Raw genomic sequence first — 14,160 nt, 5'->3', positions numbered from 1 at the left:
CCGATAGTTTTGCCCAGGTGTTTTGACCAAGTGTTTTAACCAGATGTTTTGGCTCGCAATATTGTTATGTTTTCGTTGTGTCTCAGGAAGAGCAGCTGATCGGCAAATGCTTTCCTGACTCCGGCGGCGCGGCCGCCCAGCTCTCAAACCCCGGGTGCTCCGCAAACGGCGACTGCAACAAGGTAAACAGTGTCTCCAGCGGCTGGTAATCCCCGGCTTCCGCCGCATCAATGACCCGCTGGGCCAGGTAATTGCGCAGTACAAACTTGGGGTTGGTTGCCAGCATGGCGCGACTGCGCTCCTGTGCTGAGCGCGTCTCCTTCTGCAGGCGCTGGTCGTAGTGTCCCAGCCAGCCGTGCAGTGCCTCATGCTGGGAAGGGGCAACCAGTGCTTCCAGCGCCGCCGCCGGACGCTCGCCGCAATAGCGACTCAGGGCACGGAAAAACAGTGAATAGTCCACCCGCCCGTCCGCCAGCAATTGCAGCAGGTCGGCACACAGCTGCTGGTCGCCATCGTCCTCCAGGGCTAGGCCCAGCTTCGCCCGCATCAAACCGGAATAGGCCTCGATCAACAATGGCTGGAACTGACCCAGGCAGTCTTTCAGGACTTCTGTATCCAGCAGTGATGAAAAGGCATGGGCCAGGGCATTCAGGTTCCACAGCACCACGCCCGGTTGTGCATCAAAGGCGTAGCGCCCGGTGTGATCCGAATGGTTGCAGATAAATCCGGGTTCGTAATCGTCGAGAAAACCGTAGGGGCCGAAGTCAAAGGTGTCGCCGATGATCGACATATTGTCGGTGTTCAGCACCCCGTGGGCGAAACCCACCGACTGCCAGCCGGCCGCCAGTTCCGCACTGCGCCGTACGGTAAACCGCAGCAATGCCTCGGCCTGTTCCTGAACCGGCGCATTGGCCACCTGCGGCAGAAATTGCGCGCACACAAATTCCACCAGCTGGTGCTGGGCCTCGAGTTGGCGGGTGTAAAACAGGTATTCAAAGTGCCCGAAGCGCACATGGCTCTGGGCAACCCGGATGAGGGCCGCGCCGGTTTCCATTTTCTCCCGCGCCACCGGTTCCTCGCTGCCCGCGATACACAGGGCACGGGTGCTGCGAATTCCCAGCGCGGTCAGGGCCTCACCGGCGAGGTACTCGCGGATGGTGGAGCGCAAAACCGCGCGGCCGTCGCCAAAACGGGAGTAGGGGGTTTTGCCGACGCCTTTCAGGTGCAGGTCCCAGCGCTTGCCGCCGTGCTCGACTTCACCCAGTAACAGTGCGCGACCGTCACCGAGGTCGGGGTTGTAGCCGCCGAACTGGTGACCGGTATATTTCATCGCGAAGGGTTTGCTGCCGGCAAATAATTTTTCGCCGGTTGTGAGCTGGGCCCAGTCCGGGTGCTCTGCTTCAGCGGGGTCCAAACCCAGCAGTGCCATTGCCGATGTATTGACGTGAATCAGGTGCGGCTTCTGCAGTGGTGTCGGCGCGGTGGGGGTGCCGAATACCGCGCCCAGGTCGGCGTACCGGTGGTGCAGGCAGAGGTCTTTGAGGGGGGTAAATGATTCGTTGGAATTTGGCACTAATCACTCAATGTCAGTTTGATATGTTTGTCGTCCCAGCACTCTACCTCCAGCGCCAGCAGATCCTCGATGGCCGGGTTCTGGTAGAGCCAGTCGCTGGGAATCGCCAGTTTGTAGCCGGGGCCGTCAGCGGACAGTTGCAGGCCATCGATACTGCGGTCGACGTGATCCCGGTGCACGATACAGGCAAGGCGCAGGCAGAGTAGCAGGTCGTTGTTGGGGTGGAAGCCGTAGTGCTCCTGCACGGCTTTGATGTCGCCGCGCTGGTTGCGCACCAGGTAGGCCAGGTTTTCCTGCTCACTTTTGCCGAAGCCCGCCATATCGGCGTGCTCGATCATATACGAACCCAGCTTGCGGAAACTGCTGTGGGAAAGCGCCAGCCCGATTTCGTGCAGGTCCGCGGCCCAGCGCAACATGCGCCTCTGTGACATCAGCGAATGCGGGTTCAGGTGGCCGAAAAATTGCAGCGCCGTATTGGCGACCCGCCTGGCCTGGTCCGGATCGATATTCCAGTTTTCCATCAGTGTGCTGACGGTATCCGCACGGCGGTCGCCACCGTGGGCGCGCCCGGCGAGGTCGTGCACTATGCCCTCGCGGATCGCGTAGGGAGAGACATGCATTTCCCGGATATCCAGCTCGCGGAATATACCGTGCAGAATGGCGAGACCGGCGGCAAACACCGGGCGACGCTCGGGGTCCAGGTGGGGAAGGTCAATGGCATTGACGGTTTTGCAGGCCGCTACCCGCTCGGCGAGCTTATCCAGATCTTCCCGCAGTATCGGCAGCAGTTCGCCATCGTTCAGCACGCGCGCCACCGATTTGACGGTACCGGAGGCGCCCATCACCAGTGCATCGTCTGCCAGGTGCCTGAGCTCCTGTAATTCCGCCTGGGCCGCGCGACGGGCGCGGATGAAATTGTTGTGTTTGCCGGATTCAATTTTGCCATTGTCGAAAAAGCGGCGATTGAAAGCGACACAGCCCATGCTGACGCTCTGTAACTGCCGCGGTGTTTCAACACCGCGCACCAGCTCCGTGGAGCCGCCGCCAATATCCACTACACAGCGCAGGCAGGGCGGGCCTTCTGCCGCCGCCATGACCCCGGAGTAAATCAAGCGTGCTTCTTCAATACCGGAAATGATTTCAATGGGGGCGCCGAGAATGGCTTCTGCCGCTTCCAGGAAGCCGTCGGCTCGGGTGCTGGCGGCACGCAGGGTATTGGTGCCGACGATGCGTACATTGTCGTCGGGCAAACCCTGGATCACCGGGGCAAAACGTCGCAGGGCTTCCAGTGCGCGCTCTGCCACCGCGGTATCCAGATTGCACTCGGCATCCAGTCCCTCCGCCAGGCGCACCATGGCGCGGTCGGTGTGCAGGCGCACCATGCGCTGGTCGCGGAATTCCGCCAGTAGCAAGTGAAAACTGTTGGAGCCGAGGTCCAGTGCGGCGTAACGTTCGTGCCCGTTGTCGGTGTCGTTTGTCATCTTATTGGTTGTCAAATCTCTGTAACAAAAATGTAGCAAACTGCGTGATTATCACCTATGGCTTTGATGTGCCGGAAAAAATCTGCCAATGACTAACGATACGCTGGTGTTAGACCCTGTTGCGCCGGAAACTATGTGCGCACCGAAACGTCTGGGCCACCCGGAAAACTCTGTCGCTCACGGACGCAATTTGCTGGAAAACGCAGTAGAGAGTATGGCAAAAGAGATTCCCCTATACCCCAAAGAGCTCAGCTGGCTCTCATTCAACGCCCGTGTTCTGCAGGAAGTGGAAGACGAGAGCGTACCTATTATTGAACGGGTACGCTTTCTTGGCATCTTTTCCAACAACCTCGATGAATTCTACCGGGTTAGGGTGGCGGATGTACGCCGCCTTGCCACTTTTGCCAAGGGCAGCAAGAAAAAAGAGCATTTTTCCGAACTGCTGGGGGACATCAATGAAAAAGTGCTGCGGCTGCAGGCGCGCTTTGGCAATGCCTATACCAAGGCATTGAAAGACCTGGGGCGACACAATATTCATGTCATCAACGAGCGCCAGTTGACCGACAGCCAGCGGGTCTATGTGGAGGAGTTCTTTCACCGGGAGGTGCTTCCGGAGCTTGAGCCCTTTTTTATTGATGACCGGGACACCATGCCGTTACTGAACGAAGCGAGCATTTACTTCGGGATTTATCTGGAGCTGGAAGATGGCAGCCTGCGCTTCGCCGCGCTGGAAATTCCCACGGATATACTGCCGCGGTTTATCGCCATCCCCCACCGGGACGGCCGCCATGAAAAGGTATATATCGTTCTCGATAACGTGATCCGCGCCTGTCTGCTGGATGTATTCCGCTACGTGCTGCCGATCGAAAAGGCGGCGGCCTTCACCTTCAAAATCAGTCGCGACGCCGAGCTGGAAATGGGCGAGCATGTCACCCAGCATATCGTTGACCGTCTCGCCAAGTCCCTGAAAAAACGCAAACAGGCCGAGCCGGTGCGTCTGGTGTACGACTCCACCATGCCCGAGGCACTGCTGCAGGCGATCAAGAAAAAGCTGAAGATGGGGCGCTATGACAGCTATACCCCCGGCGGCCGCTACCACAATTCCAAAGACTTCATGAGTTTTCCGGCGGATATCAAACGGCATACTTACGCCAGCATCAAGCCGCTGCCCACGCTGCCGGACAGTGCCAATATTTTTGACTGGCTGAGAGAAAGCGACCGCCTCTGCTATTACCCGTATCACGACTTCCGGGTGATCACCAAGCTGCTGGCCTCCGCGGCGATTGACCCCAAGGTGCGGGAAATTCGCATCAACCTCTACCGGGTGGCAAAAAATTCCCGGGTGGTGGCAGCCCTGGTTAACGCGGTGCGCAACCAGAAACAGGTCACCGCGGTGGTGGAGTTACAGGCGCGCTTTGATGAACAGGCCAACCTGCACTGGTCCAGTGAGTTGAGCGACGCCGGCGTCGATGTAATTTACGGCGTGCCCGGTCTGAAAGTGCACTGCAAACTGATTTCCATCGTGCGCGAGGAGGCGGGGCGCGAGCGCTATTACAGCCACTTTGGCACCGGCAATTTCAACGAAAGTACCGCGCGCTTTTACTGTGACTTCAGCCTGCTCACCAGTGATGACAAGCTGGGTCTGGATGCCTACCGGGTATTTGATTTCATCAAGCAGACCCATTTACAGCCGGACTACGAGCACATCTGGGTGTCGCCACACTCCAATCGCCCCAATTTGCTGGCGGCGATTGAGCGGGAAATTTCCGCGGCGGTGGCCGGCGAGCGCGCGGAGATTTTCATCAAGTGCAACAACCTGGTGGATTCCGAGGTGGTTGAACACCTCTACCGGGCCAGTGACGCGGGCGTTAAGGTACGCATCATCGTGCGCAGCATGTGCTCGCTGCTGTGCCAGAGCAAAGGCCTGTCTGACAATATCAAGGTCATCAGCTTGGTGGATAAGTTTCTGGAGCACGCGCGGGTATACGCCTTCCACAATGGTGGCGAGGAAAAGGTCTATCTCTCGTCTGCCGATCTGATGACCCGCAACCTGGATTTCCGGGTAGAGGTGACCTTTCCGCTGCTCTCTGCCGAGCACCGCCGGACAGTGCTGGATATTCTCGAACTGCAATGGCAGGACAACCAGAAGGCCCGGTTACTGGATGCGGATCAGAGCAATGGTCGCATTGCCAACCGCAAGAGCAAGCGCAATGTGCGCTCGCAGGATGCGATTTACCGGTATTTGAAAAAGCGAGATGTGTAACCGGACATTCAGTTTTTGCTGAACCCCACCAGCTTGCCGTTATCAAACGAGAAGCGGTAGCGCTCGCCCACTTTCAGTTGGCCTTTGCAGCGGGACTCAATGGTAATGCGGGGGAACTGCGGGGTGACGACCCAGGTGGAAAAATCATCCTCTGGACCGCGCTTGATCAACCAGTAGTAGTCACCGTGCTGGCAGGTGCCTTTCTCCCCGCAATTGTCGTAACCCCACACATAAGCGCGCACATCGTACTTGGCCGGAATGTTCGCGGCGGGGCTGAAGGGATGGCGGGGGTCGCCGGTGACATCGTAGAGGTCGTCGAAGGCGACCGTCTGGTAGCCCTTGGCGCGGCTGTCGCAGCTGGCGGCATGCAGGCTGACGCCGGCGGCAGACTCCGGCGCCTTTGATTTCTCAGCCTTGGGCTTGGGTTCCATTTCGCTGGGCAGATAGCCGCAACCCGTTTGCGCCAGGCTCAACAACGCCAAACCGACGCACACCGCGCCACAGCCTAAATACCGCACTGCCAAACCTCCATCGGTACTCGATCGCTTCTCTAAAACTATAGCCGTTGATTGTGTGCATAACCGTTGGGCGCAATTTGCCACCTGGTGATGCGAAATGGCGTCGCCGCTCAGGTCAGGGGAGCCGCATGCGGAGTGCGTAAATGACTGGCCGTTTTCCCGCTCCAGTTCTTGACCGCCCGGCGCAGGCTTGAGGCGCAGGAAAAGCCTGTGTACTCGGCAATCTCCTCCACTGCCAGGCAGGAGTGTTGCAAATGGTGCAGGGCGATCTCCATGCGGATTTCATGCAGCAGGCCGCGGAAGGTTTCGCCGTCTGCGGAGAGGCGCCGGGACAGGCTGCGCGGCGACAGTTGCAGTTGTTCCGCGACCTGGTTCAGTTCCAGGTTCGGAGTGAAGTGGGAGCGCATATGCCAGCGCACCCGGTTGCCGAAACTGAAACGCTCGGAAAAACGATCGAGCTCCAGTTCGCACTCCCGTTGCAGGCGTTCATAAGTGCGTATCCGCATGGGCCGGAAGCGCTTGAACACCAGCTCGATACTTCCGGAAATCGTCGACTGGTCGCAGCCGAACTGCAGGGACTGACAGGGCAGTTGCGCGTAATACCCGTAGCTGCTGGGCACGGGCAGGTCCAGCCGCACATGGATGTCCGGGTCCGCCACGGTTTTGTTGCCGCACTCATCCCAGATTCGCAGGGTCGTGGCGAGACGAAACTGTCGCAGGAAATCTTTAAGAACCGGATCCGTGTCCTGGGAGGTGGCGTAGTTAATGGGTTCGACCACCCGGTTTCCCTTGTCCAGGTAGGAGTTGGAACGGCCCGCGTGCAGGGCGTAGAAGGGCTGCACCGTAACCATATAGCGCCGAAAGGCCTCGGCGATGTCCTTGAGGCTGGGGCTGCAATGCACCATAAACCCCATGGGCCCCCAGAAACTCCAGTCGAACTTCAGTCCTGCGATCAGCCCCAGCTGTGCGTGGGCGCACTGGTGCACGCCATTGTGCAGCAGCGCGCGCCACTGGTTGTAGCTGATACGCGCTTCCTGAAGTTCAAACATGGCGGGGGAAATACCGGTGCCTTTCAGCAGCGCCTCTAAACTGGCGCCGAGCCCGCAAAAGACCTCGATAAACCCCAGGGGGTGTCGGTGCAGGGGGATCAGTCGTGCGTCGAAATCCATATCCGCTCCCAAAACTTCTTATTATTCTTCGGGATAATGTTTCGCTGTTCCGGCAATCACTGGCGGTGATTGTTGCTGGCGAAAATGCTTGCGGTTAGTTTTACTGGTTCACCGGAGGCAGGGCAAGCCTGCCCGGTGAGTTGCCCGGTTCTTTAGCGTCAGCTTGTGACGGCGGTAGTTGATCGCCAGTGAGTCCAGCCTGGACCCGGTTACTGGCTGCGCTTGATCGGTAGGCGCCGGAAGCGCACTTTGCGCCGGTAGGGGAAGGTGCTCTCCACCCGGCCCGCACGAATCCGTTCCTGCAGGCGTTGCCAGTAGCGGTAGTCGTAGAGATCGCTGTGCTGTTCTTCAAAGGCCTGGCGGGCCACCGGGTTGCCGGAGAAAAACAGCCGGAATTCCTCCGGAAATACATCCGCTTCCGCCACCGTATACCAGGGCCTGTCTGCCAGTTCCTGTTCCGCGGTATGCGGTTCCGGGATCTTGCGGAAGTTGCACTCGGTCAGGGGGCAGAGTTCGTCGTAATCGTAAAACACCACGCGCCCGTGGCGGGTGACGCCGAAGTTTTTCAGCAGCATGTCCCCGGGGAAAATATTCGCCGCGGCCAGCTGTTTGATGGCGTTGCCGTATTCTTCCATGGCGGCGATGGTCTGGGGTTCGTCGGCGGCATCCAGGTAGAGGTTGAGCGGCTCCATGCGTCGCTCTACGTACAGGTGTTTGATGATGACCCACTTGTCGTCCATCAGCAGCTTCGATGGCGCCAGGGTTTGCAGCTCCTGCAATAGCTCTTCACTGAAGCGATTGCGATAAAAAATAAAGTTGGTGTATTCCTGGGTGTCCGCCATGCGGCCCACCCGGTCGGCGCGGGATACGAACTTGTATTTTTCCTTGACGATTTCTTCGGTCACCGTTTTCGGGTTGTCGAATTTGTCCTTGATGACTTTGAATACCACCGGGTAAGAAGGCAGGGTAAACACGCTCATTACCATCCCCTTGATACCGGGGGCGATAATGAATTTGTCGTTGCTCACTTTCATATGCGCCAGTACGTGGCGGTAGAACTCGGTCTTCCCGTGTTTGTGGAAACCGATGGAGTTGTACAGTTCCGACTTTTCCTTCAGCGGCATGATGGTGGAAAGGAAACGCACGAACCGCGATGGGATGGGCGCATCCACCATGAAATAGGAGCGGGTAAAGCTGAAAATGATACTGGCAGAATCGTTGTCGTAGATAACGGTGTCCACAAAGATACTGCCGCGGCCATTGTTGAGGCAGGGCAGAATCAGCGGAATCACCTCGCCACCAAACATCAGCCGGCCTACCAGGTAGGCCGCCTTGTTGCGGTAAAATACCGACTCCAGCATATCCACCCGCAGGCGCTGTTCGTCGTCTTCATCTTCCAGCTTGCCCGCCAGCGGCCCTTCGCGCAGCGCGTCGCAGATGTTTCCGAGATCGCGTTCCAGATCCTCCCAGGGAATGGAAAATTCATAGTCGGCGAGAATATCCTCGATCATTGCCCGGAGACCGTGGCGGCCGTTGTAGCTGATATAGATGCTGTAATCCCGCAGCGGCTTCTCGTCCGGGGCGCGGGAGGATTTCACAAAAATGTGGCTGTCGTGGATGTGGGCGTGCTGAAACTGGCTGCAGAACACCGAGTTGAAAAAAGTCTCGGCAATTTCGTAATTGTTGTTGTTGGCAATGAGCTGGCTATAGGTCGCCTTGGCCTGCCCCCAGAGCTCCAGCTGGGTGGTATCTTTACTGGTGACCGAGTGCACCAGCTTCAACACCTGGTTGACCTTGACTTTGTACAGGTCAATGCGCTCTTTATTGGTTTCGTGCACGGCTGGCCAGGCGGCGGTTTCGAAGCGCGCCTTGGCGCCCAGGGTAATATTCTGGAAGTCCGCGAAGTAGGCATCAAAGCCATTGAGAATCGTTTTGGCGATACGGCGCGCCGTCGGGGAATGGTTTGTCATGCACTAGACTCTTGTGGAATCATCTCCGTTATTTTTCCGATACTAGCACGGGCTTACGGGAGACCACTTGAACGATTGGATCAGTAGCTTTGTCTTTTTCTTTGCGGTGATCGACCCGGTGGGCACACTGCCGGTCTTTATTGCCGTTACCAGCCGCCACAGTGAGTGGCAGCGGCGCAAGATTGCGATTCTGGCGGTAGCGGTGGCCACCGGTATTCTGATGTTTTTCCTGCTGTTCGGGCAGTATCTGCTCGAAGCCATTGGCGTTCCGCTGTCGGCGTTTCAGGTGGCCGGCGGCATAGTGTTGTTCCTGTTTGCCCTGACCATGATCTTTGGCGAGGGCAAGCCGGAAAGGGAGGTGGAAATCATCCGTGAGGGACACGAGACCGCGATCTTTCCCCTGGCAGTCCCTTCCATTGCCTCGCCCGGTGCCATGCTGGCCGCAGTGGTACTCACGGACAACCACCGGTTCGACCCCATTCACCAGATGAATACCGCCAGTGCGATGCTTGCGGTACTGGGCATCGTTTTACTGTTGTTGCTGACTGCCAACTGGATTTACCGCTGGATTGGTAATGCCGGCGCCAGCATCGTCAGTCGGATCATGGGGCTGATCCTGGCCTCGGTGGCGACCACCAATGTGCTGGTTGGACTGCAGCAATTTTTTATGACGTGATCCAGCTCGCGGTTGCGCACGTATTTAATTGTCACAAAAAACGCCGGAAAGCCGGCGTTTTTTGTGACTGGCGCTTACTGGCCTGTCTACTGGAATCTCTGCTATGGCCCGCGACCGCGCACCAGGCGCAGGATCAACAGGATGACGGCAATCACCAGTAATATGTGCAGGAAACCGCCCATGGTATAGGAGCTCACCAGCCCCAATAGCCAGAGCACAACCAGAATAACGATAATCGTCTCGAGCATTTGTGCTACCTCGCAGTGATTACGGGGTTTCCAGCCATTCCCACCATGAGAGCGGGGAGACAGCTGTCGTGGTAAAACAATAGTTTGCCCGGATAGCAGGCACCAAGAAATTTGTTCTACATCGCGAATGGATATAAATAGGAACAAACCCATTTGGAAGTGTTCTTAAAGTCGGAAGGTGTTGTGGTTCGACATTAAAGTACCTCCTAGAAAGTACCCTCCAGGCATAGGTACCCAATAGACATAAGTACCCAATAGGCAATTGGCGGGACCAGGTGGATGTGTAAACCGGCCGGAGCAGTGTAAGAACTTCAGTCCGCTGGCGACCAACAGTCTGTAGGCAAAAACTATTCGCGGCCACGGCAGCCGACAAGTAACAAAGAGGATAGCCCAGTGTTGATCAAATCACGTACGCGCAGCGCTTTGACCGAAGCAGAGGCTACTCCCGAGTCGTCCTATGTCTCCCGGCGCACGTTGATAAAAGGTCTGGGGGCCGGCCTCGCCAGTCTGGCGGTTTCCAGTAGTACCTGGGGCCTGGATCTATTCGGTGGCGATAATGGCAAGGAGGCTCCGCGCAAACCGTTGGAATTTTCGCCGCAAAAGCGGGTCCCTGATCTGATGCTGACGCCGGAAACCAAGGTGATCAACCACAACAATTTCTACGAATTCGGCACGGGTAAAACCGACCCGGCGAAAAACAGCCAGGGGCTCAAAATCGAACCCTGGACCCTGACCGTAGAAGGGGAGGTTGCCAAGCCGGCCACGGTCGATGTGTGGAAACTGATGGCAGACATCGGTCTGGAAGAGCGTATTTACCGCATGCGCTGTGTCGAGGCCTGGTCCATGGTCATCCCCTGGGTGGGGTTTGAACTCGGCAAATTCCTCAAACGCTTCGAGCCTACCAGTCGCGCTAAGTATGTCGCGTTTGAAACCCTTTACGATCCGGAGCAGATGCCGGGCCAGCGCAACCGCTATGTGGGCGGCGGTGTGGATTACCCCTATGTGGAAGGCCTGCGCATGGATGAGGCCATGCACCCGCTCACCATTCTCTCGGTCGGCCTTTATGGTAAAACCCTGCCGCCACAAAATGGCGCCCCCATTCGATTGGTGGTGCCATGGAAATATGGCTTCAAGGGCATCAAGTCCATCGTCAAAATCAAGTTGGTGGAACAAATGCCGCCCACCAGCTGGAACAGGCTCGCTGCCAACGAATACGGTTTCTATGCCAATGTGAATCCCGCGGTTGACCACCCGCGCTGGTCCCAGGCCAGTGAGCGTTTTATCGGCCCCGGTGGTCTGTTCGCGGTCAAGCGCCAGCCCACGCTGCCGTTTAATGGCTACGGCGAGGAAGTGGCCTCTCTTTACCGCAACATGGATTTAAGGAAGTTTTACTAGTGGCCGGCGGTTGGAAAAAACCTACGGCCATTGTGTTGCAGCTGGCGGTGCACATCGGTGCCCTGCTGCCATTACTGTGGTTGGTTGTGGCCATTAACCAGGGTCGTCTCGGTGGCGATCCGGTCAAGGAGCTGATTCACTACCTGGGGATGGGCAGTATTCGTTTGTTACTACTGACGCTCTTGGTATCCCCGCTGGCGAAATCACTCCAATTTGGGCAATTGAACCGCCTGCGCAGACCCCTCGGGCTCTGGTGTTTTACCTGGGCGAGCCTGCATTTCTGCACCTGGCTGGCGCTGGACCTTGGCCTCGACTGGTCGTTGATTGGTGGTGAGCTGGTCAAACGCACCTATATTCTTCTGGGCTTTTCTGCCTGGCTTATTCTGTTGGCACAGGCGATTACCTCGATTCCCGCACTGCTCAGAAAAATGGGAAAAAGCTGGAAGAAGCTCCACGGACTTCTGTACGTCGTGGTCTTGCTCGCATGCTGGCATTTCTGGTGGTCGGTGAAGAGCGGTTGGATAGAGCCGGCGATTTATTTTGCGATAGCGGTTTGCTTACTGGTTTGGCGGCGAGCGGCCGTCGCGCGTTGGGCCAGATCGTTCAAGGGTTAATGAGCCAAAGCCGCTAGCGACTTTGGCTCCGGCACATTTAGCTGCCCACCAGTCCGCCGTCTTTGCGGCGAATGGCCAGCACGGAAGGTCGTGGTGGTAAGTCGGGGTCATTGTCCGGCCAGCGGTGCATCGGTTTGTCGAAGGTGGAAAAATCACCGTCTGCCGGGTGCTGGACCGAGACAAACAGGGTCTTGCCGTCGGGGGTAAATTCGGGCCCGCAAATCTCCGCGCCCTCAGGGCAGCCAAAGAAATGCTTCGGTGCCGCGCGCAACTCGCCTTCGGTTGCCATTGCCCAGAGCCCATCGTGGAAACCGAAACTCTCGCAGCCGTCGGTGGCAATCCACATATTGCCGCGCTGATCAAACGCCACATTGTCCGGGTTTGCAAACCACCCGTTGACAGAGATGTTCCCCGGGTGCTGCTGGCCGTAAGCGCCGCGCTCCGCCGGGTTCTCTGCGTTCGGGTTGCCGCCCAGCAAAAAGGTATTCCAGTGGAAGCTGTCGCTGGCGTGGTCCCGCTCGCCGGTTCTTCCCGGCGGCACTATTTCAAGCACATGACCTGCGGTATTGCGCGCGCGTGGATTGGCCGCATGCTCGTCGCCTTCCTTGCGTTTTTTATTCTTGGTCAACATCACATAAGTGCAATCGTTCACCGGATTGGTTTCCACATCCTCCGGCCTGTCCATTGGCGTTGCGCCCAGCAGTTTGGCAGAGCGCCGGCAATCGATCAGTACGTCCGCCTGATTGCGAAAACCCTGTTCTTCCGTCAAGGGGCCGTGACCGAATCGCAGTGGCAGCCATTCACCCTGGCCGTCTTCGTTGAATTTTGCTGCGTACAAAGTGCCTTCGGTGAGCAATTGCCGGTTGTGTGCACTGTCGCCGGGGCGATAGATGCCGGATGACACAAAGCGGTACACAAACTGGTGTTCGTCGTCGTCACCGCCATAGGCCACCACTGGCTGACCGGGCTTGGTGACCAGGGTAAAGCCCTCATGCTCGAAGCGTCCCAGGGTGGTGAGTTTGCGGGGCACCGAATCCGGGTCGTAAGGATCGTACTCCACCATCCAGCCGAAGCGGTTGGGCTCGTTGGGCTCCACGGAAATATCGAAGCGGCGATCGTAATCTCCCCAGTTGCGGTTGTCGGTGGATATGCCAAAGGCGTGGTGGTTACGGGCTTCCACCTCGTCCGCCACATTGTCCGGATCTCCCTGGAAAGCGCCGCCAAACCCTTCCTCCGCAATCAGCACAGTTCCCCAGGGTGTCTTGCCGCCAGCGCAATTGCCAACGGTGCCGAAAACCCGGGTGCCACTGTGATCGGCGCCGGTTTGCAGGCGCTGGTCACCGGCGGCGGGGCCGACGATATCCATTGCGGTGGTCAGGGAGAGACGGCGGTTGTAAGGGCTGCCGGTGACCGGGAGCCAGCCATTCGGGGTTTTTTCAATTTCCACAATGCTGTGCCCGCAGGCCTGCTGCTCCACCGCGATGTGCTGGTGGCTGGTACCGCGATTGGCACTGTCTTCGGTGTAGCCGGAAAACATCAGGTGAGGCTGGGTGTATTCGTGATTTACACACAGTAGGCCGCGTTCGCTGTTGCGGCTCAGGCTGTGCCTGTCGCCCTCTCCGGGACCCGCATCCGGGGCCAGTGGCATAAACGCGATGAAATCGTTGTTGTAACCGAAACGACGGGCCTGCTCGGTGGCGTCGAGTCTGTCCGGCACAAACTTGCCGGCGAACGCATCCAGGGGGTCGCCCCAGCGCAACAGTAAATCGGCGTGGTAACCGTCGGGCAGATGATGCTCGAAGTCGAGCCTGTGGGGAATCTCCGTGAAGCCGAGGTCGTCACCCGCTTGCCGCGATTTGGGCTCGCTGCAGCCGGGCAGCAGCGCTGAACCACTGACCACTGCGGCGGCGCCGCCCACCGCTTTGAACAGGGCTCGGCGCTGCAGGTTAATGCTTTGCTCCTGTTGCTTTGAGGGTTGATCCGGGGATTGTTCCTGGGTGTTTTTGCAATCTGTCATAAATTGTTCACCATTTTTTTGTTCGTCACCTGCGTGTGCCGAAATGGCACCAGAGGCCGCGTTTTTGTTTGCGGTCGCAGCGACTGCTTCATTTTTTCTGAGCCCAGATTAGCGGCGCTTTATGACAAATTTAAAAAAAGCGTAACGCAAAGTTCACATCGCAAGTCTAGCCTGCGCCCACAAATCAACAGGCCGGACTTGGATTTCAACGCCAAAGTACCGGTCACCCAACGGCT

The 14,160-nt window shown here is 57.8% G+C and carries 11 protein-coding genes; 4 read left to right on the top strand and 7 right to left on the bottom strand.

From position 1 onward, the window contains the following. Nucleotides 1-82 precede the first annotated feature (82 nt). Together GRX76_RS18250 and GRX76_RS18245 are read right to left on the bottom strand one after the other, a co-directional pair. Nucleotides 83-1,573 carry a YdiU family protein gene (locus tag GRX76_RS18250; RefSeq protein WP_160154588.1) on the bottom strand — a complete coding sequence of 497 codons (1,491 nt, stop codon included), beginning with the start codon at nt 1,571-1,573 and terminating at the stop codon, nt 83-85. Then, complete coding sequence (locus tag GRX76_RS18245; protein WP_160154587.1) at nt 1,573-3,054, bottom strand: Ppx/GppA phosphatase family protein; 1,482 nt, start codon at nt 3,052-3,054, stop codon at nt 1,573-1,575. The genes GRX76_RS18250 and GRX76_RS18245 overlap by 1 nt, the downstream gene beginning before the upstream one ends. Nucleotides 3,055-3,142: 88 nt before the next feature. On the opposite strand from GRX76_RS18245, the gene ppk1 reads away from it, so the two are divergent. Next, nucleotides 3,143-5,317, top strand: a complete 2,175-nt coding sequence (gene ppk1, locus GRX76_RS18240; RefSeq protein ID WP_236250462.1) for a polyphosphate kinase 1 — start codon at nt 3,143-3,145, stop codon at nt 5,315-5,317. An 8-nt stretch (nt 5,318-5,325) separates the two neighbouring features. Here the strand turns inward: ppk1 and GRX76_RS18235 are convergent, their stop codons facing one another. The 3 genes from GRX76_RS18235 to aceK all read right to left on the bottom strand — a co-directional run bounded on the left by GRX76_RS18235 (nt 5,326) and on the right by aceK (nt 8,974). Next, complete coding sequence (locus GRX76_RS18235; RefSeq protein WP_160154586.1) at nt 5,326-5,835, bottom strand: hypothetical protein; 510 nt, start codon at nt 5,833-5,835, stop codon at nt 5,326-5,328. Between the two features lie 110 nt (nt 5,836-5,945). Next, nucleotides 5,946-7,004: an AraC family transcriptional regulator gene (locus tag GRX76_RS18230; protein WP_160154585.1), complete on the bottom strand. Its 1,059-nt coding sequence runs from the start codon at nt 7,002-7,004 to the stop codon at nt 5,946-5,948. A 209-nt stretch (nt 7,005-7,213) separates the two neighbouring features. After that, nucleotides 7,214-8,974: a bifunctional isocitrate dehydrogenase kinase/phosphatase gene (gene aceK / locus GRX76_RS18225; RefSeq protein ID WP_160154584.1), complete on the bottom strand. Its 1,761-nt coding sequence runs from the start codon at nt 8,972-8,974 to the stop codon at nt 7,214-7,216. 67 nt (nt 8,975-9,041) lie between these two features. On the opposite strand from aceK, the gene GRX76_RS18220 reads away from it, so the two are divergent. Beyond that, complete coding sequence (locus GRX76_RS18220; RefSeq protein ID WP_160154583.1) at nt 9,042-9,650, top strand: MarC family protein; 609 nt, start codon at nt 9,042-9,044, stop codon at nt 9,648-9,650. Nucleotides 9,651-9,751: 101 nt separating this feature from the next. Here the strand turns inward: GRX76_RS18220 and GRX76_RS18215 are convergent, their stop codons facing one another. Beyond that, the gene (locus tag GRX76_RS18215; RefSeq protein ID WP_160154582.1) at nt 9,752-9,898 is read right to left on the bottom strand and encodes a lmo0937 family membrane protein; all 147 of its coding nucleotides are present in this window, start codon (nt 9,896-9,898) and stop codon (nt 9,752-9,754) included. Nucleotides 9,899-10,291: 393 nt separating this feature from the next. Between GRX76_RS18215 and msrP the strand changes: the two genes are divergently transcribed. Further along, nucleotides 10,292-11,293 (top strand): protein-methionine-sulfoxide reductase catalytic subunit MsrP, encoded by a 1,002-nt coding sequence (gene msrP / locus GRX76_RS18210; RefSeq protein ID WP_160154581.1) that lies wholly within the window; start codon nt 10,292-10,294, stop codon nt 11,291-11,293. Nucleotides 11,294-11,325: 32 nt separating this feature from the next. Continuing rightward, nucleotides 11,326-11,907 (top strand): sulfite oxidase heme-binding subunit YedZ, encoded by a 582-nt coding sequence (locus GRX76_RS18205; protein ID WP_236250661.1) that lies wholly within the window; start codon nt 11,326-11,328, stop codon nt 11,905-11,907. 37 nt (nt 11,908-11,944) lie between these two features. Here the strand turns inward: GRX76_RS18205 and GRX76_RS18200 are convergent, their stop codons facing one another. Then, nucleotides 11,945-13,924 carry a PhoX family phosphatase gene (locus tag GRX76_RS18200; protein ID WP_160154579.1) on the bottom strand — a complete coding sequence of 660 codons (1,980 nt, stop codon included), beginning with the start codon at nt 13,922-13,924 and terminating at the stop codon, nt 11,945-11,947. Nucleotides 13,925-14,160 lie beyond the last annotated feature (236 nt).

This window comes from Microbulbifer sp. ALW1 (assembly GCF_009903625.1).
Classification (GTDB): Bacteria; Pseudomonadota; Gammaproteobacteria; order Pseudomonadales; family Cellvibrionaceae; genus Microbulbifer.
The sequence above is the reverse complement of the archived record's forward strand: the minus strand, read 5'-3'. Positions and strand labels throughout refer to the sequence as shown.

Bases quoted from the DNA above. Each gene is read 5' to 3' on its own strand.
- aceK (WP_160154584.1), bottom strand. From the start codon at position 8,974: ATGACAAACCATTCCCCGACGGCGCGCCGTATCGCCAAAACGATTCTC.
- GRX76_RS18230 (WP_160154585.1), bottom strand. From the start codon at position 7,004: ATGGATTTCGACGCACGACTGATCCCCCTGCACCGACACCCCCTGGGG.
- ppk1 (WP_236250462.1), top strand. From the start codon at position 3,143: ATGACTAACGATACGCTGGTGTTAGACCCTGTTGCGCCGGAAACTATG.
- GRX76_RS18245 (WP_160154587.1), bottom strand. From the start codon at position 3,054: ATGACAAACGACACCGACAACGGGCACGAACGTTACGCCGCACTGGAC.
- GRX76_RS18200 (WP_160154579.1), bottom strand. From the start codon at position 13,924: ATGACAGATTGCAAAAACACCCAGGAACAATCCCCGGATCAACCCTCA.
- GRX76_RS18215 (WP_160154582.1), bottom strand. From the start codon at position 9,898: ATGCTCGAGACGATTATCGTTATTCTGGTTGTGCTCTGGCTATTGGGG.